The organism is Asanoa sp. WMMD1127 (assembly GCF_029626225.1).
In the GTDB taxonomy this organism is placed as follows: domain Bacteria; phylum Actinomycetota; class Actinomycetes; order Mycobacteriales; family Micromonosporaceae; genus Asanoa.
In genome coordinates this window covers 3,571,313-3,591,580 of the sequence record NZ_JARUBP010000001.1, presented here as the reverse complement: position 1 = coordinate 3,591,580, position 20,268 = coordinate 3,571,313, and the positions used below count along the sequence as shown (strand labels likewise).

The window sequence follows — 20,268 nt, the reverse complement described above, 5'->3', positions numbered from 1 at the left end:
GTGCTCCTATGATCGCCCGCTGTCCCGAAGCGGCTACTTGTCGTCCTCCTGGCGGCGGAGCTTGTTGAAGTCGATCTTCGGCAGCTTGAAGCCCGGCGGCAGCCCCTGGGCCCCGTCGCCGCTCAGGGCCGTCGGGTCGAAGCCGGCCGGCATTCCGCCCGGGAAGCCACCCGGCATCCCGCCCGGCATGCCGCCGACGGGGCGCGGGCGCGAGCCGCCCTTCGTGCCCTTGCGCTTGTTCTTGGGGCTCTTCGTCGCCTTGCGACGCGAACCCGGCAGGCCCATCATGCCGCCCATCTGCTTCATCATCTTCTGCGCCTCGGCGAAGCGGTTGAGCAGCTGGTTGACGTCCATGACGGTGACGCCGGAGCCGTTGGCGATGCGGGCCCGGCGCGAGCCGTTGATGATCTTCGGGTTGACCCGCTCCATCGGCGTCATCGAGCGGATGATCGCGGTCACCCGGTCGAAGTGCTTGTCGTCGAGGTCCGCCAGCTGGTCCTTGACCTGGCCCATGCCGGGCATCATGGCCAGCACGTTGGCGATCGGGCCCATCCGCCGCATCGCCACCATCTGGTCGAGGAAGTCCTCGAGCGTGAACTGCTCGCCGCCCATGAGCTTGGCGGTCATCTTCTCTTTCTGATCGGCGTCGAAGGCCTGCTCGGCCTGCTCGATCAGCGTGAGCACGTCACCCATGCCCAGGATCCGGCTCGCCATGCGGTCCGGGTGGAAGATGTCGAAGTCCTCGAGCTTCTCGCCCGTGGACGCGAAGAGGATCGGCTGCCCGGTCACCTCGCGCACCGACAGCGCCGCGCCACCGCGGGCGTCACCGTCCAGCTTGGACAGCACGACGCCGGTGATGCCGACGCCGTCGCGGAACGCCTCGGCCGTGTTGACCGCGTCCTGACCGACCATGGCGTCGATCACGAAAAGGATCTCGTCGGGGTCGACCGCGTCGCGGATGTGCGCGGCCTGCGCCATCATCTCCTGGTCGACGCCCAGCCGGCCGGCGGTGTCGACGATGACGATGTCGCGCGCGACCCGCTTGGCGTGGTCGATCGACGCCCGCGCCACCTGCACGGGGTCGCCCACCCCGTTGCCCGGCTCCGGCGCGTAGACCTCGACCCCGGCCCGCTCGCCCAGCACCTGGAGCTGCGTCACCGCGTTGGGTCGCTGCAGGTCGGCTGCGACGAGCAGCGGCTGATGCCCCTGCCCCTTGAGGAAGCGCGCCAGCTTGCCGGCCAGCGTCGTCTTGCCGGAACCCTGCAGACCGGCCAGCATGATCACCGAAGGCGGCTGCTTGGCCAGCTGGAGCCGCCGGGTGTCGCCACCCAGCACGTTGACCAGCTCTTCGTGCACGATCTTGATGACCTGCTGCGCCGGGTTGAGCGCCTGGGACACCTCTGACCCGCGCGCCCGCTCCTTGACCCGCCCGATGAACGCCCGGACCACCGGCAGCGCCACGTCGGCCTCGAGCAGCGCCAACCGGATCTCGCGCGCCGTAGCGTCGATGTCGGCATCAGTCAGCCGCCCCTTGCCACGGAGCTTGGTGAAGATCCCGTTGAGGCGGTCGCTCAGGGTGTCGAACACGTAAACATCCCGTTTGTCATAGTTCGGTGGGCGAAGCAGGCCGGAAGGACCCTAGTTAGGGTATCCGGCCGGCCGCCATACGGCCGATCCGCACGAGCAGGTTCCGGTCCCGGGTCCGTGGTGGGCACGACCGTCGCTCCCGCCGGGGCCCGCTCGCTGACGCGTCGCTTGCCAGGTCCGCCGCCGGTCACCCTTACCCCGCGATCGAGGGACGCGAGTTGTCGGTGGGCTCGGTTAGCCTCGCGGCATGACGGTCATGGATTGGTTGCTCGACTCCGACCCGGCGGTGCGCTGGCAGGTGTTGCGGGATCTGGCCGGTGCGCCGGCCGACGTCGTGACTGCTGAGCGGGCCCGCGTCGCGCGCGAGGGGTGGGGTGCGCGCCTGTTGGCGCTCCAGGATCCCGAGGGCGGCTGGGCGGGGGGCGCGTGTTTTCCGGGCCGCGGCTACCGGCACACCGGGCCCGATCACGAGGCGCCGCCCGACGGTGAAGACGGTCAACCGTGGGTCTCCACGCTGCCCACGCTCGACGTGCTGGTCGAGTTCGGGGTCGACCCGCGTGACGAGCGCGTCCAGAAGGCGATCGCGGCGGTGCGTGACACCGTCAAGTGGGAGCACGACGCCCAGCCGTTCTTCGAGGGCGAGGTCGAGGCCTGCATCAACGGGCGCACCGTGCGGATCGGCGCCTACTTCGGGCAGGACGTCGACGGCATCGTCGACCGGCTGCTGCGCGAGCAATACGACGACGGCGGCTGGAACTGCGAGCGGGAGAACGGCTCCAAGGTCTCCTCGTTCGCCAGCACGATCAACGTGCTCGACGGGCTGCTCACCTACCAGCAGGCCGGCGGGACGCTCGACGTCGCCGAGGCCCGCCGGCGCGGCGAGGAATACCTGCTCGAGCGCGGGCTCTTCCGGCGCAAAAGCACCGGCGCCGTGGTCGACGACGCGTGGCTGGGCTTCTCGTTCCCGTTCCGGTGGCACTACGACGTCCTGCGGGCGCTCGACTACTTCCGGGCCACCGGCCAGGCGCCCGACGCGCGCATCGGCGAGGCGCTCGACCTCGTGCGCGACAAGCAGCAGCCCGACGGCACGTGGCCGCTGGAAAACACCCATCCGGGGCTCGTCTACTTCTCGCTGGAAGCGGGCGACGGGCAACCGAGCCGCTGGAACACGCTACGCGCGACCCGCGTGCTCGGCTGGGCCGCGGGTCAGAGCGCCACGAGCCCGGACTGATAGGCGAAGACCACCAGCTGCGCCCGGTCGCGGGCGCCCAGCTTGATCATCGCGCGGCTGACGTGCGTGCGCGCCGTCGCGGGCGACACCACCAGCCGGGCGGCGATCTCCTCGTTGGACAGACCCTCGCCGACGAGGCCGACGATCTCGCGCTCGCGGTCGGTCAACGTGCCCAGCTGCGGGTGCGGCTTGAGCGTGCGCGACGGCCGAGAGGAGAACTCCCGCACGACCCGCCGCGTCACCGACGGCGACAACAACGCCTCGCCGTCGGCGACGAGCCGGATCGCCCGCAACAGCTCGGCCGGCTTCGTGTCCTTGGTCAGGAAGCCACTGGCGCCGTGCCGGAGGGCGTCGAAGACATATTCGTCGAGCTCGAACGTCGTCAGCACGATCACCCGGGTGCGCTCCAACGCCGGATCGGCCACGATCCGCCGGGTCGCCTCGATGCCGTCGATGCCGGGCATCCGCACGTCCATCAACACGATGTCCGGCGCCGTCGCCGCGGCCCGCGCGACAACCTCGATCCCGTCGGCCGCCTCACCCACGACCCGCATGCCGTCCTCGGCCTCCACCAACGACCGCAACCCGATCCGCACCAGATCCTGATCGTCCGCGATCAACACACCGATCTCGTCAGCCACACCACCACCATGCCCCATCACCCTCACCCACCACTGCCCGCCACGACCCCCGACCCCGAGCACGCGCGGCCCGGACGCGTCCGCACTCGGATCCCGGCCGCCTTGGGACGCGAACGCGTCCGGGGAAGGGGTGCGTTCGACCGCGTCCGATCCGCCGCCCTTGCTCGCGTCCGCGGCTCGAAACGTCAGCCAATTCCCCGCCCGCGCTCGCGGAAAGACCGGCGAGGGGAGGCTCCGCCGCACACCGCTTCGACCGCCCGAGTCGCCGCGGCCGACGCCGCTTCGCGGCGATCACCAGCCGCTGTCTGGGTCGCTGTCGGCGTCAGGCGTGACGGGTAGTTCGGCGCGGACACGCCAGCCGCGGCCTCCAGACAACGGGCCCGCGGCCAAGGTGCCGCCGAGAGCGGTCACGCGCTCGCGCATCCCCTCCAGGCCATGCCCCGGCGCCCCCGGCGGCACCACTCCGCCTCGCCCGGTGTCGGTCACCTCGACCACGACCCAGTCCGGCAGATGGGTGATAACCACGGCCGCGGTCGCGGCGCCCGCGTGCCGCAGCACGTTCGTCAGCGACTCCTGGACCACCCGATAGGCCGCCAGATCGACGGCCAGCGGTAGCTCCCCCACGTCGCCCATCACCGACAGCGTCACCGGCAACCCCGACTCCGCCAGGCGGTCGCGCAGCGCCGGCACCTGCGCCAAGCCCGGCGCCGGCGCGCGGTCGCCGCGTTGGCGTAGCACCGACAGGGTCACCCGCAGCTCGTCCAGCGCCGCCTTGCTGCTGCGGCTGATCCGGGTCAGGGCCGCCTCCGCCTCCTCGGGCTTGCGGGGCAGCAGGTGCAGCGCGATCTCGGCCTGCATGTTAATCGCGGCCAACCCGTGGCCGACCACGTCGTGCACCTCCTGCGCCACTCGCAACCGTTCGTCGTCGGCGATGCGGCGCGCCTCGTCGGCACGCGAGCGCGCCACCGCCTCGCGGCTCACCTTGACCGTCACCCCGATCGCGAACGGCACCGCCACGAACGCCGCGGCCGGGAGCAGGCCGCCGAACTTCGTGTTGGTCGGGTCGGTGAAGGGAACGAAAGCGTGCAACGCGAGGAGTACGAAGGCCGCCCCGCCCACCCAGGCCGCCCGGCGCAGTGGCAGCCGCTCCGCCACCGTGTAGATCACCACGGCCAGCGAGATCATGATCGGGCCGTAGGGGTAGCCAAGGATCAGGTAGGCCGCCGTCATGCCGGCGACCACCGTCAGCACGCTGACCGGCCACCGCCGTCGCAGGATGGTCGCGGCCGCCGCCCCGAAGATCAGCCCGTACGCCAGCGCGTCCAGCGGCGTCCGCAGGGTGCCGGTGGCCTGCTGGTTCTCCTGGGCGAAATGCGACCCGAAACCACCGATCAGCAGCAGAAACCCCGTGACGAGCCCGTCCACCAACCAGCGTCGCAGCGCGCCCCGGCGGGTCGACGAGCTCATCACGGCCTCCACATGTCAGAGAATGTCACGGCGGCGCAGGACCACCGCGCCGACGGCGACGAAACCGACCAGGTACGCAGCGACCACCAGCGCGCCCGAGCCGCCGCCCAGCACCGTCGACACGCCCGGCGAGGCGACCGGCGCGCCCAACGCCGCCACCAGCGAGCCCGCCCCGGGCCCGGGCAGGCCCCGTTGCGCCGAGTCGACCCACGGCAGCAACGGCGCCGCCAGCTCGGAGATCAGGTTCTGCACGACCAGCATCCAGACGAGGCCGAGCCCGACCGCCAACGCGACGCCGCGCAGCAGGATGCCGAGCACCGCGCCGAACATCGTCCACATTGTCGCGATCAACCAGCCCGCCCCGATGCCGCGCAGGATGTCCACGGCCGACGGGAAGGCCATCGACGCGTTCTCGGCCGCGGCGATCAGCACGCTCGCCACCGTGCCCATGAGGAAGATCGCCAGTACGAAGCCCAGCGCCGCCAGTGCCAGCACCGACAGCTTGCCCGCCAGCACCGACCCGCGCGACGGCCCCTGGGTCAGCACCGTCTTCCACGAACCCCAGCCGTACTCGCCGCCCACGAACAGGACCCCGAGCACGACCAGCAGGGCGCCGAGGAACACCGGGTAGCCGCCCAACGTGTTGCCGACGATCGAGGCCGGCAGCGTCGCGGCGAGACCCCGGTCCGCGGTGGCGCCGGTCGTGCCGGAGGTGGCGCCGAGATACGGAATGACGTACGCGAAGAGCGCCCCCAACAGCAGCGCGATGCCCAGCAGCAGCCACGTCGCCGGCCGCTTGGTCAGCTTGACCGCCTCGGCCCGAAAACTACCGACCATTGCTCTCGCCTCCGGTGAGCTCGAGGAACACCTGCTCCAGATCCCGCGACCGCGGCCGCAGCTCGCTGACGACGACGCCGGCCTTGACCAGCGACTCGTTGATCTCGCCCGCCCGCGCCGGGTCGACGGTCACGTCCAACCCACCGTCCACCACCGACACCGCCGCGGACCCCAGCACCAGTCGCAGCCACGACACCGCGGAGTCGACCGGCGCGGCCTGGATCCGCAGACCGGCCTCGGAACGCAGCTCGGCGACGGTGTTCTCGGTGACCAACCGTCCGCCGGCGATGATGCCGACCCGGTCGCAGATCTGCTCGACCTCGCCCAGCAGGTGGCTGGAGATCAGCACGGTCGATCCGGCCGCCCCGAGTCGGCGGATCAGCGCGCGCATGTCGGCCATGCCGGCCGGGTCGAGCCCGTTGGTCGGCTCGTCGAGGATCAGCAGCTGCGGGTCCTTGAGCAGCGCCGCCGCCACGCCGAGCCGCTGCTTCATGCCCAGCGAGTACGTCGCGTACTTGTGCTTGGCCCGCCCGGCCAGGTCGACCAGGTCGAGCACCACGTCGATGCGCCGGTCGTCGACCCCGGCGTAGCGCGCCAGCACCCGCAGGTTGTCCCGCCCGCTCAGGTAGGGATAGAACGCCGGCCCCTCGATCAGCGCGCCGACGCCGGACAGGTCGCCCGGCGGCCGCCCGTGCAGCAGGACCCGCCCGCCGCTGGGCCGGATCAGCCCGAGCATCATCCGGAGCGTGGTCGTCTTGCCCGCGCCGTTGGGCCCCAGGAAGCCGTAGACCTCGCCCGCGCGCACCGAGAGATCAAGATCTTGGACGGCGACCACCTCGCCGTACCGTTTCGAGAGCTTTTCGCACACCACCGGTTCCATGCGACATACGCTGCCCGGCCCGGCGCACAACCGAATCCGCGCGAAAGCGGCACCCGGCGTACGCCCGGCGACGTAGAGACCAGCGTCAGGACTGCGCCGCGGCGAGCACCGCCGCTTCCACCGCTCGCTCCCCCGCCCCGATGCCGACCAGATAGAAGGCGTCCACCACGTCGCCGCCGAGCGTCGAGATGCGGGCCGCCCGCACCGAGGCCCCGGCCTCGTCGAGCGCGCTGGCCACCCGGTAGAGCAGCGCCGGCGAGTCCGCCGCCCGCAACTCCAGCACCACCGCGTCGGTCGCCGCGTCCCGGTGCCACACCACCCGTGGCGGCGCCCCCGAACCAGCGGACCGGCCGCCCCGCCCACGCAGCCGCTGGGTCACCGACACGTCGCCGGCCACCGCCCGGCGCAGGTCGTTGGCGAGCGCGATCGGATCGGGCGCGGCGCCGAACCGCGGCTGGGTCAGGAACTCGACCAGCGCGCGTCCCTCCACGGTGGACACGTCCGCGCCGAGCACGTCGAGCCGGTGCAGCGCCAGGCAACCGGCCACCGCCGCGAGCAGCCCGCGCCGGTCAGCGGCCGCGACCGCGACCCGGTCACCGTCGAGATGCACGGCCGGCAGCGGCCCGGCCACCAGCGCCGGATCGGGTGTCGGCAGTGCCGGCAGCACGCCGGTGTCCAGCGCGGTGTGCGTGCGCCGGACCAGTTCGGCGACCAGCCGCCCCTTCCAGTCGGACCAGGCGGCCGGCCCCGTCGCGAGCGCGTCCGCGCGGGCGAGCCCGTGCAACAGGTCCAGGCACGTCGCGTCGCCGACCGCGGCCGCGACTCCGGCGATCGTCTTCGGATCGGACAGGTCGCGCCGCGTCGCCACCTCGGGCAGCAGCAGGTGCAGCGACACCAGCTTCGAGATCAGCGCGACATCGGGCGGCGGCAGCCCGATCCGGGCGGCGACGGCGGCCGCGACCGGCGCGCCGACGGCGCTGTGGTCACCCGGCAGCCCCTTGCCCACGTCGTGCAGAAACGCGGCCAGCAGCAGCAGGTCGGGCCGGTCGACCTCGCGCGTGAACGCGGTCGCCTCGGCCGCCGCCTGCACCAGGTGCCGGTCGAGCGTGTAGCGGTGCACCGGGTTGTGCTGCGGCAGGCTGCGCATCCGGGCCCACTCGGGCAACCACCCGTCCACGAGCCCGTAGCGGTCGCAGGTCTCCCACGCCGGCACCAGCCCGGGGCCGGCGCCCAGCAAGGTGATCAGCGCGGCCCGCGCCGAGGCGGGCCAGGGCGACGGCAACGGCGGGCAGTAGGCGGCGAGCCACTCACACGTCGCCCGCGAGATCGGCAGCCGGGTGGTCGCGGCCGCGGCGGCGACCCGCAGCGACAGCGACGGGTCGGGCCGCGCCCCGATGGCGGTGCGGGCCAGCACGAGCTCGCCGTCCTGCGACACCACGTCCCGGGCGACCGGGCTGCGCACCGGCTTGCCGTCCGCGCCACGCCGGCGGATCACCCTGACCCGGTCGGCGGCCCGCCAGGCGTCGTCGAGGGCGTTGGCGACCGTACGCGCGTCGCTGGCCACCCGCCGTAGCAGCGCGTCACCGTCGTCGAGCCCGAGCAGCCCCGCCACCGCCGCACGCTCCTGCGCGACCAGCCGGTCGACCCGCCGCCCAACCGTGACGTGCAGCGCGTCCCGGGTGTCCAGCAGCCGCAGGTGCGCGGCCCGCACCGCCGGCCGGAGCGCGTCGGTGACGCCGGAGCGGGCGATCCCGCGCAGCACCCCGACGTCCCGCAGCCCGCCGGCCGCCTCCTTGAGATCGCCCTCGAGCAGGAACGCCAACTCGCCGTGCGCCTCCCAGCGGGCCGTCGTCACGGACCGCAGGGCCGGCAGCTGGCGGATCGCCGTGCGCCGCCACTGGTCGGCCGCGGCCTCGGCCAGCGACGCGGACAGCGCGGGATCACCGGCGATGTGCCGCGCGTCCAGCAGACCGAGCGCCACCTTCACGTCGTCGTGCGCCACCGACAGCGCCTCCGGCACCGTGCGCACCGAGTGGTCGAGCCCGAGCCGGGCGTCCCAGATCGGGTACCAGAGCGAGGCGGCGAGGTCGTCCATCCCCGGCACGCCCGCGTGCAGCAGCACGAGATCCAGATCGGCGTACGGAGCACACTCCCGCCGCCCGAGCCCGCCGACCGCAACCAGCGCGACGCCGGAGACGGAAGAGGTAAACAGGCCGCGCAGCCAATCGTCGAACGCGGCGGAGCGCTGCGAGCGGGCCGCCGCCCCGATCCCCGGAACGGCCAGGGGACCGGCGCCGGCCGCAGCCCGCGTCGATCCCCTGGTCATCGTCGTGCGATCAGAGCGCGTCGAGGCCGCGCTCGCCGGTGCGGACCCGGACGACGTCGTCGACCGACGTCACCCAGACCTTGCCGTCGCCGATCTTGCCGGTCCGCGCCGCCGTGACGACCGCGTCGACCACCTTGTCGACGTCGATCTCGTCGGTCAGCACCTCGACCCGGATCTTCGGCAGGAACTCCACCGTGTATTCGGCACCCCGGTAGACCTCGGTGTGCCCCTTCTGACGGCCGTAGCCCTGCACCTCGCTGACGGTCAGCCCGGCCACGCCGAGGGCGTGCAGGGCCTCCTTGACCGCGTCCAGCTGGTAGGGCTTGATGACCGCGGTCACCAGCTTCATGTCCAACCCCTCCATCGCTAGAAAACTTAGCCGGAGACCTTCTCGCTGACCGGTTTCTCGTCGGGTACGTCGCTGTTCGGCTTCGCCGCAGCCCCCGTCCCGATGCCCGCGAGCTGGAACGCGCTCGCGCTGCCGGCGCCACCGGCGGGCGACAGGTCGTACGCCGATTCGGCGTGCTCCGCCACGTCGATGCCCTCGACCTCGGCCTCGGGCGTGGTGCGCAGGCCGACGACCTTCTTGACCACCCAGGCGATGCCCATCGCGAGCACCAGCGAGTAGACCGTGACCACCGCGCTGCCGAGGAACTGCCGGCCGAGCTGGGTCGCGCCGCCGCCGTAGAAGAGGCCCTCGCTCGCGCCGAGCACGTCGGTGATCGCCGAGTTCACCTGCGTGGTGGCGAAGAAGCCGATCGCCAGCGAGCCGATCCAGCCACCGACGAAGTGCACGCCGACCACGTCGAGCGAGTCGTCGAAGCCGAACCGGTACTTCAGGCTGACGGCCAGGGCGCAGACCGCGCCCGCGATCGCGCCGATGATCACGGCCGGGATCGGGGCGACGAAGCCACACGCCGGGGTGATCGCGACGAGACCGGCGATCGCGCCGGACGAGGCGCCGACCAGGGTCGGCTTGCCGCCCTTGATCCACTCCACGATGATCCAGCCGAGTACGCCGGCCGCGGTGGCGACCTGGGTGTTGAGGAACGCGACGGCCGTGGTCCCGTCGACGGTGAGCTCGGAGCCGGCGTTGAAGCCGAACCAGCCGAACCAGAGCAGGCCGGCGCCGAGCGCGACCAGCGGCACGTTGTGCGGCTTGGTGCTCTCCTTGGGCCAGCCGATCCGCTTGCCGAGGATCAGCACGAGGCCGAGCGCAGCGGCACCGGCGTTGATGTGGACCGCCGTACCGCCGGCGAAGTCCAATGCCTTGATCTTGGCGCCGATGAAGCCCCCGCCCCAGACCCAGTGGGCGACCGGGACGTAGACCAGGGTGAACCAGCCGAACGCGAACAGCAGCCAGCCGGAGAACTTCATCCGGTCGGACGCCGCGCCGCTGATCAGCGCGACCGTGATGACCGCGAACATCATCTGGAACACGAGGAACACGTACACCGGAATGCCGGTCGTGCCCCAGATGTCACCGAGGAAGTTCGTCTCGGTGCCGAGGTATTGCGTGAAGCTGCCGAGGACGTTGTTGACCCCGGAGTTGCCGTTGGAGCCGAAAGCCAGGGTGAAGCCGTAAATGACCCAAAGAACGGAGACGAGCCCGATGGAGCTGAAGCTCATCATCATCATGTTGAGTACGCCCTTGGACCGGTTCAGGCCGCCGTAGAACAGCGCCAGACCCGGTGTCATGAGCAGCACGAGCGCGGACGACAGAAGTAGCCAGGCGGTGTTCCCGGTGTCGATCTCCACGCTGCCTCCTCTCGGTAGGTTCCTCCCTCCGGCAGGCAGAGCAGCGTCGCCCGACAGCCGGTTCGCGAGGAAGCCTCCCGGGCCGCTGTTTCGCGCAAGGTCGCGTGTCGGTTACCGCGGCGTGACAGGTTGTTTCGTACGTGTGAAGAAAGCCGGCCTCAGCGCAGCGCGTACTCCAAGGTGTGGCGTTCGTAGTCGAGCAGGCGGAGATCGCGCATCGGGCGGCGAAGGTGACCCTTGTGCACGATCCGGACGAACGCCGGGTCGCCCGCGGCCGCCATCCGGCGGATCCCCTCGACGTGGTCGACGATGCGCTTGCGGATCGTGCGCACCAGGCGGTGCCGGTCGCGCGGGATCAGGCCGTAGGCGTCGGCGAACATCCGCAGCCGCTGGGGCCGGTTGGGCCGCTTCCAGCCGAGCGTGTAGGAGTCCCGGTCGGAGAAGAGCGGGACCCAGGTCCAGGCGGCGTACGCGACGTCGTAGATCCGCGCGCCGGGTGAGGCCAGGTCGAAGTCGATCAGCGCGAGGGTGCCGTCGGGCCGCCAGATCACGTTGTGCGGAGCAGCGTCGTGGTGACAGATCACCTCGGTGTCCGGCGGGGGCGGCCCGAACGAGCGCCAGACCGCGCCCGGGGCCGGCTGGAACCCGTACTGCGCGTCGTGGAACATCCGCAGCATCGTCGCGACCGTGACCAGCGCCTCGTCGGTGACCCAGTGCGGCGCCAGCGGATATTCGCCGCACTCGCCCTCGAGGTAGGAGAGCACCTCGCGGTTGCGCTCGTCCATGCCGAGCACCCGGGGTGAGCCGGTGAAGCCGACATATTCCAGATGGCGCAACAGCGCGTGCACCGACGGCGTCCACGGCCCGGCATTGCGCCGGACCGTGTCACCGACACGGACCACGGTGCTGACGTTCCCCCCACGCAAGGGAACTTCCTGCTGCGTCACGTACGGTCTCCCGAGTCCGGAGGCCTGCGGCTGGTAGGTCACCCGAGATTACGCGTCCGTGCCAACAAGCGCGTCGACGAAGGCCGCCGGCTCGAACGGCGCGAGGTCGTCCGGACCCTCCCCGAGGCCGACCAGCTTGACCGGGATGCCCAGCTTGCGCTGCACGGCGATGACGATGCCGCCCTTGGCGGTGCCGTCGAGCTTGGTCAGCACCACGCCGGTCACGTCGACCACCTCGGTGAAGACCCGGGCCTGCTCGAGCCCGTTCTGGCCGGTGGTGGCGTCGAGCACGAGCAGGGTCTCGTCGACCGGGCCCTGCTTCTCGACGACCCGCTTGACCTTGCCGAGCTCGTCCATCAGGCCGATCTTGTTCTGCAGGCGGCCGGCGGTGTCGACCAGCACCGTGTCGACGCCGGTGTCGATGCCCTTCTTGACCGCGTCGAAGGCGACGCTGGCGGGGTCGGCGCCCTCGGGCCCGCGGACCACCTCGGCGCCCACCCGGCCGGCCCAGGTGGCCAGCTGCTCGGAGGCGGCGGCGCGGAACGTGTCGGCGGCGCCGAGCAGCACGGTGCGGCCGTCGGCGATCAGCACTCGGGCGATCTTGCCGCAGGTCGTGGTCTTGCCGGAGCCGTTGACGCCGACCACCAACAGCACCGAGGGCTTGCCGGTGACCTTGAGCGACCGGTCCAGGGTGGGGTCGAGCGCCTCGGTCAGCTCGGCGGCCAGCAGGGCGCGCAGTTCGACCGGGGTGCGGGTGCCGAGCACCCGGGTGCGCTCCCGGAGGCGGTCGACGATCTCACGGGTGGCCTCGACGCCGACGTCGGCGCCGATCAGGCTGTCCTCGATCTCCTCCCAGGCGTCCTCGTCGAGCCGGTCACGGGAGAGCACCGCGAGCAGGCTCTTGCCGAACACGCTCTGCGAGCGGGAGAGGCGGCCGCGCAGGCGGATCAGCCGGCCGGCGGTCGGCGCCGGGGTCTCGATCGTCGGGGCCGGGGGCGCTTCCGGGGCCTCGGTCGGTCTCTCCGGCGCGAGGATGCCGACGCCGCCCTCTTCCTCGGCGGCCTCCTCGGGCGTTCCCGTCGGGCGCGGCAGGGTCGGCGGCAGGGGCCGCCGGCGAATCCGGGGCACGAGCAGGCCGAGCCCGGCGAGCAGCAGCACACCGGCCAGGACGATTCCGAGGATCACGTATTCCATACCGAAATCCTGACATGCCCCGCGCGGGCGCACGCGGCGGTGGGTGTGAGGTGTCGCGCGTCAGGCTATGGCGCACAGGCCCCCGGGTAGAAAGGATGGTCGCGGTTCCCCCGCCGTGACTGGAGGTTGAAAACGTATGTCCGCCGGCACACGTCTGCTGATCGGTCCGGTGCTTCGCCGGGTCGTCGACACCCGGGCCACCATCTGGGTCGAGACGGCCGCGCCGGCCGTTGTCACGGTGCGTGCCGAAGGAGGAGCCGAAGGTAGCGCCCGTACGTTCACCGCCTTCGACCACCACTACGCGCTGGTCGTCGTGGAAGGGCTGCCGGCGGACGCGGTCACCCCGTACGAGGTGTTCGTCGACGACGAGAAGGTCTGGCCCGAGCCGGACTCCGACTATCCACCCAGCGTGATCCGCACCCGCATGGGTGACGACCGCGGCCAGCCCGTCAAGCTGATCTTCGGATCGTGCCGGGAGGCGACACCGCGCTCGACGGGTCACAAACTGCCACCGGACGCGCTGGACGCGTTCGCCCGCCGGCTGATGTCCGACGAGGGCGTCCGGCCGGACCTGATGGTGCTGCTCGGCGACCAGGTCTATGCGGACATGACCTCACGCGAGGTGCGCCGGTTCCTGCGCAAGCAGCGCAAGCGCCGCAAGGCGAAGCTGACGGACGCCCCGCCGCACCAGGTCGTCACGTTCCACGAATACACGCAGCTTTACCTGGAGTCCTGGCGCGATCCGGAGATCCGCTGGCTGCTGTCGACCGTACCCAGCGTGATGATCTTCGATGACCACGAGATCATCGACGACTGGAACTCGTCGGCGGCGTGGCGGACCGCGGCCCGCGAGCAGCCCTGGTGGGCCGAGCGGATCCGCAGCGGGCTGGCCTCCTACTGGGTCTACCAGCACCTGGGCAACCTGCACCCGGACGAGCTGGCGACCGACGCGCTCTACCCGAAGGTGGTCGACGCCGGCGACGCGACCGAGGTGCTGCGCGAGTTCGGCGAGCGGGTCGACCTCGAGGCCGACGCGGCGCACGACACCGACCGCTGGCGGGCCACGCAGTACCAGTGGTCCTACCGGGTCGACCTCGGCCGGACCCGGCTGGTCGTGCTCGACAACCGGTGCAGCCGCGTGCTCGACCCCGACAGCCGGGCCATGCTGCCGCCCGGTGAGTGGCAGTGGTTCCTCGACCAGGCCCACGGCGACTACGACCACCTGGTGGTCGGCTCGTCGCTGCCGTGGCTGCTGCCGCACGGCATCCACCACCTGGAGGCGTGGAACGAGCGGCTGGCGGCGTCGCCGCACACGGTGGTCGGCCGCGCCGCGGAGACGATGCGGCGGGCGGTCGACCTCGAGCACTGGGCGGCGTTCCAGCGGTCGTTCGAGGACCTGGCGTCGCTGTTCGCGCGGTTGGGCACGGGGGCGCGCGCGACCGGCGGCGGCGAGCGGGTCGGTGCCGGCCCGGCCTATCCCGCGCCGGCGTCGATCAGCGTGCTCTCCGGCGACGTGCACCATTCCTATGTGGCCCGGGTCCGGTTCGCCGACCCGGCGGTGACCACGCCGGTGCACCAGCTGACCTGCTCGCCGATCCACAACGCCGTGCCGGCGGTGATGAAGCCGGTGATGACGCTCGGCTGGTGGCGTGGCCCATCGGCGCTGGTGCGGGCGTTGGCCAAGACCGCGCGGGTACGCAAGCCGTCGGTCCGGTGGCGCAAGCTGGCCGGCCCGTACTTCGGCAACGCGGTCAGCACGCTGTCGTTGTCGGGCGTGACGGCCGCGGTGACGATCGAGGGCACGCGCGACGACGGCGTGCTCACCCGGGTGGCGTCGTTGCCGCTGACGGACCCGGCGCCGCCCCCACGCCCGGCCGCCGCCGCGGAATCGAGCGGCGTGGCCGCGCGAGAACCGGCATGATGCCCCGATGACCTGGGTTGCCCCTGATATCGAACGCCGCTCCGAGCCCTACGTCGCCGACGAGCGCACCATGCTGCAAGGCTGGCTCGACTGGCACCGCGACACGCTGCTCTGGAAGTGCGCCGGCCTGACCGGCGAGCAGCTGTGCGCGCAGCCGGTGGCGCCGTCGACGCTGAGCCTGCTCGGGCTGGTCCGGCACATGGCCGCGGTCGAACGCAGCTGGTTCCACCGCGCGGCCGGCGTTGCCTACGAGAGCCTCTTCTACACCGACGACAACCCGGACGGCGACTTCGACGACGGCACGGCGGCGTCGGCCGAGGCGGACTTCGCGACGTTCCGCGACGAGTGCGCCAAGGCCGACGCCCTGGCGGCGGACCTGTCGCTCGACCACACCTTCGACACGACCCACCACCGCACGATCAACGTGCGCTGGGTCTACACCCACATGATCGAGGAGTACGCCCGCCACAACGGCCACGCCGACCTGCTCCGCGAAGCCCTCGACGGCACCACCGGCGACTGACTGACGCGCGCGTTCAGCGTCGGGCGAGTAGTCGCCCGGTGAGAATGGTGAGCACCTCGGCTAGTACGCTCGGCGCGAGGCTGCCGACGTGCTGGCGAATAAATCGCGTGTCGATCGCCCGGACCTGCTCGGTCATGACGAATGAGCGGGCGACCAGGCCGTTGTCGGCGTTCGGAGCCACGCTGACGTGGTTGGGGACGCCGCGGTGAGTGGTCGTAAATGGACAAACCAGCGCGAGATTCGGAATGCGCTCGTAGTCGTGGCCGTGCACGACCAGAACCGGTCGGACGCCACCCTGCTCGGCACCACGGACCCGCGCCTGGCCGAGGTCAGCGATGTAGATTGCGCCCGCCCTCACCGGTCATGCACGGTCAACGGAATGTCGTCGACCATCTCCGGCGGCGGCGGGATCGGACCGACCGGGCCTAGATGGGCGTACTCCGGATACTCATCGTCGTTCCCGCCGGCATAGCCGTTGGCATAGCCAGCCGACACCTTCTCCCAGAACTCGTGTTCTTCAGCGATCTCCAACAACACCTCAATCTCCTCCCCCATAGAACGACCATGCCGAGCGGCCCACGCCGCTAGTCGATCGCGAACGCCGGATTCGACACTGATCGTCGTCTTGCCCATATCGACAAGCATAGAGGGCTACATGCCGCACCGCATGCCCATTGAAGGACGGGAGTGTGCCAACTTCGAGGGAATCAGCGAGTCGAGCTACAAATCGAGGGCGGCGCGCAGGTAGGGAAGGTCGGACGGGCCCGTCCACCGGTGGGCAGCCAGGCCCGCCGCGCGGGCGCCGCGCACGAACCGGTCGCTGTCGTCGACGAAGAGCACATGGCTCGGCGCGGTGTGCAGGGCCAGGCAGGCGGCGCCGAAATACTCCGGCGCCGGCTTCGGGATCCGCAGCTCCGACGAGTTGATCACCACGTCGAACTCGTCGGCCAGCCCCAGCGTCCGCAGATCGGTCGGCAGCAGGTCGGTGGCGTTGGTGGCCAGGCCGACCCGGATGCCGGCCGCGCGGGCGTCGCGGACCAGCTGCAGCAGGCCCGGCTCGACCGTGCCGCGGTAGTTCTCCCACTCCTTGACCGCCGCCCGGGCCCGGTCCGGGTCGCCGGTCTGCTCGGTCAGGTCCGCGGCGATCACGTCGGCCCACTCGTCGTGGGTGATCTCGCCGATGATCGCCGGCATGAGGCGGGACCAGTCCATCGCGGCCGCGTACAGCGATCCGGGTTTGAGGTCGTGTGCCGCCTCGATGCCGTGGATCACGTCCGGGTCCCAGCGCCGCAAGGTGCCGTCCAGGTCGACCAGCAGCGCGGTGGCCTTCGGCCGCATCAGTCCTCCTCGCTGGCCAGGCGCTGGCTGATCACTTCGGTGACGCCGTTACGCATGGTGACGCCGTAGAGGGCGTCGGCGACCTCCATCGTGCGCTTCTGGTGGGTGATGATGATCAGCTGGCTCTTCTCGCGGAGCTGGGCCATCAGCGTGATCAAGCGGCCGAGGTTGACGTCGTCGAGCGCCGCCTCCACCTCGTCCATGATGTAGAACGGGCTCGGCCGGGCCCGGAAGATCGCGACCAGCATGGCCACCGCGGTCAGCGAGCGCTCGCCACCCGACAGCAGCGACAGCCGCTTGATCTTCTTGCCCGGCGGCCGCGCCTCGACCTCGACGCCGGTGGTCAGCATGTCCTCGGGGTCGGTGAGCACCAGCCGGCCCTCGCCGCCCGGGAACAGCACCGTGAAGACCTTCTCGAACTCCCGCGCCGTGTCGTGGTAGGCGCTGGTGAACACCTCGAGGATCCGGTCGTCGACGTCCTTGACCACGGTCAGCAGGTCACGGCGGGTGTTCTTGAGGTCCTCGAGCTGGTCCGAGAGGAACTTGAAGCGCTCCTCCAGGGCCGCGAACTCCTCCAGCGCCAACGGGTTGACCTTGCCCAGCAGAGCCAGCTCCCGGTCGGCCTTGGCGGCCCGCTTCTCCTGGGTCGGCCGGTCATAGGGCAGCGCCTCGGGCTCCGGCTCGCCGGCGGCGGACGCGGCGGCAAGAGCCACCTGCGTCGGGGGTACGGGCTGCGCCGGCCCGTACTCGGCGACCAGCGTCTCGACGTCGAGGGAGAAGTCCTCCGCGGCCTTGATCTCCAGCTGCTCGATCCGCATCCGCTGCTCGGCCCGGGCCACCTCGTCGCGGTGGACCTCGCTGGTCAGCCGCTCCAGGTCGGCCGAGAGCCGCTTCGCCGCCGCGCGTACCTCCTGGAACTCGGCTTCTCGGGCGGACCGGGCGGCCGCGACGGCGTCGCGGGTCTCCTCGGCCGCGGCCAGCGACACCGCGACCCGCGCCAGCGCCTCACGGGCCCCGATCTCGACCGCGCGGGCGATGCCGGCGCCGCGCACCCGGGCGGCCCGGCGGGCGGCGGCGCGCTCGCGGGCGGCCCGCTCGGCGGCGGCCTGGCGGGCCAGCGACTCGGCCCGGCCGGCGATCGACGACACCCGTTCCTCGGCAGTGCGGACCGCGAGCCGCACCTCCATCTCGTTCTGCCGGGCCTGGGGGACCATCGCGGCCAACTGGTCGCGCTCCTCGGTCGACGGCTCCTCGTCGATCGGGGTCGTCTCGGCCAGCTCGAGCCGGGTCTCCAGCTCGGCCAGCGTGGTCAGGTCGCGCTCGCGGGCCTCCTCGGCGCGGGCCCGGGAGGCGCCCAGCCGCTCGGTCTCGGCCGCGGCGGAGCGGGCGGCGGCGCCGAGCTCGGCCAGCCGGCGGGCGGCGGCGTTGCGCTGCCCCTCGGCCGCCCGCTTCTCCCGCTCGGTGACCTGCACGGCCTCCTTGCGGGTGGCGACCGCGGCCCGGGCGGTGGCCAGTCGCGTACGCAGCTCGTCGATCTGTTCCTCGGCCCGCGACCGGTTGGCCGCCGCCTCGTCGACCGCGGCCTGCAGCTCGATGAAGCTCTGCGCCTTGGCCGACCCGCCCGCGGCCGCATAGGCGCCGACCACGTCGCCGTCCGGCGTGACCGCCCGCAGTTGCGGGTTGGCCGCCACGGCCCGGGTGGCCGACTCGAGGCCGTCGGTGAGGATCACGTCGCGCAGCGCCCAGTGCACCGCGGGCCGGATCCGGTCGTCGCAGCGGACCACGTCGGGCGCCCAGCGCGCGCCGTCGGGCAGCGCCGGACGCAGCGCGTCGGGCGAGCCGATCATGCCGGGGCCGGCGGGCGTGCCGACCAGCAGCGCCGCGCGGCCGGCATCCTGGATCTTGAGGTAGCGCATGGCCTCGGCGGCCTCGTCGACGCCGGCGACCGCGACCGCGTCGGCCAGCGCGCCGAGCGCGGCGGCCAGCGCGGCCTCGTGGCCGGGCTCGACGGTGAGCATGCCGGCGAGGCTGCCGAGCAGGCCGGGCACCTGGTCGGCCCGGCCGAGCAGCGCGCCGGCGCCGTCCTTGCGGCGCAGGCCGAGCGAGAGCGCCTCCTCGCGGGCCTTCCAGGTCGCCGCGTCCTTCTCGGCGACCCGTTCCCGGTTGGTCAGCTCGCGCACCTCGGCCGCGGCCGCCTCGTGCGCGGCGACCGCCTCGTCGTGGCGGGCGTCCAGGTCGGCGTCGGCCAGGTCGGCCTCCGACGACTCGGCGGCCACGGCCTCGACCTCGGCCTGGGCCCGCTGCGACCGGGCCTGGGCGTCGGCGTGGGCGGCGGCCAGCCGCTCGATCTCCTCGCCACCGCTGCCGGCCCGCGCGCGGGCGGCGTTGACCTGGCCGGTCAGCTTGGCCAGGCCCTCGCGGCGGTCGGCGATGGCCTTGGCGGCGGCCCGCAGCGCCTGCTCGGCCGCGGCGAGCTGGCGTTCCAGCGCCTGCCGGGACTCGACGGCCTCGGCGAGGTGGGTCTGGTCGTCCTTGAGCGCCGCGCGGAGCTTGTCCTCCTGGGCCCGCACCCGCTCCGACTCGGCGGCCAGCTCGTCCGGGTCGCGGCCGGGGCGCTCGTCGTCGGGGGTGGCGCTCAGGTGGCGCAGCCGCTCGCTGGCCAGCTGCTCGGTGGAGCGGAACCGCTCCTGCAGCGCGGAGAGCTTGTACCAGGCGTCCTGGGCGGCGGCGAGCAGCGGCGCGTCCTCGGCCAGCGCGGCTTCCAGCTGGGCCAGGCGGCGCTGCACCTGCTCGTGCTCGTCCTCGACGTATTCGCGCCGCTCCCGCAGGGCCGCCTCGTCGGCGATCTCCTTGTCGAGCGTCGTCCGCAGCGTGTGCAGGTCGTCGGCGAGCAGCCGCAGCCGGGCGTCGCGCAGGTCGGCCTGGATGCCGGCCGCGCGCCGGGCCACCTCGGCCTGCTTGCCCAGCGGCTTGAGCTGGCGGCGCAGCTCGGCGGTGAGGTCGGTCAGCCGGTTGAGGTTGGTCTGCATCGCGTCGAGCTTCCGCAGCGCCTTTTCCTTGCGCTTGCGGTGCTTGAGTACGCCGGCCGCCTCCTCGATGAACGCCCGGCGGTCCTCCGGCTTGGCGTGCAGGACGGCGTCGAGCTGGCCCTGGCCGACGATCACGTGCATCTCGCGGCCGATGCCGGAGTCGCTGAGCAGCTCCTGGATGTCGAGCAGGCGGCAGGAGTTGCCGTTGATCTCGTATTCGCTCTCGCCGGAGCGGAACATCCGGCGGGTGATCGACACCTCGGTGTAGTCGATCGGCAGCGCGCCGTCGCCGTTGTCGATCGTCAGGGTGACCTCGGCGCGGCCCAGCGGCGCCCGGCCGGCGGTGCCGGCGAAGATCACGTCTTCCATCTTGCCGCCGCGCAGGGCCTTGGCGCCCTGCTCGCCGAGCACCCACGAGATGGCGTCGACCACGTTGGACTTGCCGGAGCCGTTGGGCCCCACGACGCAGGTGATGCCCGGCTCCAGCCGCAACGTGGTCGCGGAGGCGAAGGACTTGAAGCCCTTCACGGTCAAGCTCTTGAGATGCACCTAATCGAATCCTCGTCCGACGGCCCGCCGTCGGGGCTAC

17 protein-coding genes are annotated in these 20,268 nt (G+C 72.1%); 3 read left to right on the top strand and 14 right to left on the bottom strand.

Annotated features, from left to right (window positions below):
- Positions 1-33: 33 nt before the first annotated feature.
- The gene (gene ffh / locus O7635_RS17080) at positions 34-1,587 is read right to left on the bottom strand and encodes a signal recognition particle protein (RefSeq protein ID WP_278081419.1); all 1,554 of its coding nucleotides are present in this window, start codon (positions 1,585-1,587) and stop codon (positions 34-36) included.
- A gap of 247 nt (positions 1,588-1,834) precedes the next feature.
- Here ffh and O7635_RS17075 point away from each other — a divergent pair, with 247 nt between their 5' ends.
- Entirely contained in the window at positions 1,835-2,818 is a 984-nt protein-coding gene (locus O7635_RS17075) for a hypothetical protein (RefSeq protein WP_278081418.1), read from the top strand.
- Here the strand turns inward: O7635_RS17075 and O7635_RS17070 are convergent.
- From O7635_RS17070 to ftsY, 9 genes are all read right to left on the bottom strand, one after another.
- Entirely contained in the window at positions 2,794-3,459 is a 666-nt protein-coding gene (locus O7635_RS17070; protein WP_278081417.1) for a response regulator transcription factor, read from the bottom strand. The genes O7635_RS17075 and O7635_RS17070 overlap by 25 nt on opposite strands.
- Positions 3,460-3,750: 291 nt before the next feature.
- Entirely contained in the window at positions 3,751-4,926 is a 1,176-nt protein-coding gene (locus tag O7635_RS17065) for a sensor histidine kinase (RefSeq protein ID WP_278081416.1), read from the bottom strand.
- A gap of 15 nt (positions 4,927-4,941) precedes the next feature.
- Entirely contained in the window at positions 4,942-5,763 is an 822-nt protein-coding gene (locus O7635_RS17060; RefSeq protein WP_278081415.1) for an ABC transporter permease subunit, read from the bottom strand.
- Positions 5,753-6,643 carry an ABC transporter ATP-binding protein gene (locus O7635_RS17055; RefSeq protein WP_278081414.1) on the bottom strand — a complete coding sequence of 297 codons (891 nt, stop codon included), beginning with the start codon at positions 6,641-6,643 and terminating at the stop codon, positions 5,753-5,755. The genes O7635_RS17060 and O7635_RS17055 overlap by 11 nt, the downstream gene beginning before the upstream one ends.
- Before the next feature lie 85 nt (positions 6,644-6,728).
- Complete coding sequence (locus O7635_RS17050; protein ID WP_278081413.1) at positions 6,729-8,969, bottom strand: [protein-PII] uridylyltransferase; 2,241 nt, start codon at positions 8,967-8,969, stop codon at positions 6,729-6,731.
- 10 nt (positions 8,970-8,979) lie between these two features.
- A complete protein-coding gene (locus O7635_RS17045; RefSeq protein ID WP_278081412.1) occupies positions 8,980-9,318 on the bottom strand; it encodes a P-II family nitrogen regulator in 339 nt (112 codons plus the stop codon).
- Positions 9,319-9,344: 26 nt separating this feature from the next.
- On the bottom strand, positions 9,345-10,727 hold the full coding sequence (locus O7635_RS17040; RefSeq protein ID WP_278081411.1) for an ammonium transporter: 1,383 nt from the start codon (positions 10,725-10,727) through the stop codon (positions 9,345-9,347).
- A 158-nt stretch (positions 10,728-10,885) separates the two neighbouring features.
- Positions 10,886-11,716 (bottom strand): aminoglycoside phosphotransferase family protein, encoded by an 831-nt coding sequence (locus O7635_RS17035; RefSeq protein WP_278081410.1) that lies wholly within the window; start codon positions 11,714-11,716, stop codon positions 10,886-10,888.
- Between the two features lie 6 nt (positions 11,717-11,722).
- A complete protein-coding gene (ftsY, locus tag O7635_RS17030; RefSeq protein ID WP_278081409.1) occupies positions 11,723-12,868 on the bottom strand; it encodes a signal recognition particle-docking protein FtsY in 1,146 nt (381 codons plus the stop codon).
- Between the two features lie 136 nt (positions 12,869-13,004).
- Between ftsY and O7635_RS17025 the strand changes: the two genes are divergently transcribed.
- Complete coding sequence (locus O7635_RS17025) at positions 13,005-14,789, top strand: alkaline phosphatase D family protein (protein WP_278081408.1); 1,785 nt, start codon at positions 13,005-13,007, stop codon at positions 14,787-14,789.
- Between the two features lie 7 nt (positions 14,790-14,796).
- On the top strand, positions 14,797-15,312 hold the full coding sequence (locus tag O7635_RS17020; RefSeq protein WP_278081407.1) for a DinB family protein: 516 nt from the start codon (positions 14,797-14,799) through the stop codon (positions 15,310-15,312).
- A 13-nt stretch (positions 15,313-15,325) separates the two neighbouring features.
- On the opposite strand, the gene O7635_RS17015 is transcribed toward O7635_RS17020, so the two are convergent.
- The 4 genes from O7635_RS17015 to smc all read right to left on the bottom strand — a co-directional run bounded on the left by O7635_RS17015 (position 15,326) and on the right by smc (position 20,228).
- Complete coding sequence (locus O7635_RS17015; protein WP_278081406.1) at positions 15,326-15,670, bottom strand: type II toxin-antitoxin system PemK/MazF family toxin; 345 nt, start codon at positions 15,668-15,670, stop codon at positions 15,326-15,328.
- On the bottom strand, positions 15,667-15,945 hold the full coding sequence (locus tag O7635_RS17010) for a hypothetical protein (RefSeq protein ID WP_278081405.1): 279 nt from the start codon (positions 15,943-15,945) through the stop codon (positions 15,667-15,669). The genes O7635_RS17015 and O7635_RS17010 overlap by 4 nt, the downstream gene beginning before the upstream one ends.
- A gap of 87 nt (positions 15,946-16,032) precedes the next feature.
- Positions 16,033-16,653, bottom strand: a complete 621-nt coding sequence (locus O7635_RS17005) for an HAD-IA family hydrolase (RefSeq protein ID WP_278085502.1) — start codon at positions 16,651-16,653, stop codon at positions 16,033-16,035.
- Entirely contained in the window at positions 16,650-20,228 is a 3,579-nt protein-coding gene (smc, locus tag O7635_RS17000) for a chromosome segregation protein SMC (RefSeq protein WP_278081404.1), read from the bottom strand. The genes O7635_RS17005 and smc overlap by 4 nt, the downstream gene beginning before the upstream one ends.
- Positions 20,229-20,268 lie beyond the last annotated feature (40 nt).